The sequence below is a fragment of the Candidatus Accumulibacter vicinus genome, assembly GCF_000584955.1.
Taxonomy (GTDB): Bacteria; Pseudomonadota; Gammaproteobacteria; order Burkholderiales; family Rhodocyclaceae; genus Accumulibacter; species Accumulibacter vicinus.
Window position 1 is genome coordinate 370,321 of sequence record NZ_JDSS02000019.1, and the last position, 517, is coordinate 370,837.

At 58.6% G+C, this 517-nt stretch carries 1 protein-coding gene; it reads right to left on the minus strand.

Going from position 1 to position 517, the window contains the following annotated elements; translation table 11 throughout:
- The coding region (locus tag CAPSK01_RS22340) for a hypothetical protein (RefSeq protein WP_273703318.1) at positions 1-478 on the minus strand (478 nt) is incomplete at its 3' end.
- Positions 479-517: the final 39 nt, after the last annotated feature.

Genomic DNA, 517 nt, shown 5'->3' on the forward strand with positions numbered 1-517 from the left:
CAAAGTTCTTGACGTTGCTCCCGGAATACACCACAGCGTAGCCACCCTGCGTAGACGAATCCTCTTTCTCGCCGGCATAACTCATTCGACCGTAGTTAGCATGCACATATCCGTCCAAGGCTTTAAGCACTTTTCCAGACCAATCCCAGTGCATCGTCGCGGTACACGCCCCAGTTCCATAGGGCGAAAGCTGTGAGATATACCCAGAAGCCGTCATCGCCACGGGCGTCGCCGGCAAAGTAGTCGACGTGTCCATGCTCCCGCTGCTCGACACCGGATCACCAAAGCTGACAATGGGCATCGCCGCCACCATCCCAGTCGAGACCTTGGAGAGATACGGCGGCGTCAACATCATGGCGACCTCGGCTGAACTGAACCCCCACTCACCGCCAATGTCATCCCACGACCAACCCGAGAAAAACAACTGACCGAGCCATGCCTTGCTCGTCGCCGCGTCGATACGCTGACCGATCGTCATGGCCTTGTCTTCCGCTCGCGGCGCCGTAGGGGTGAGCGC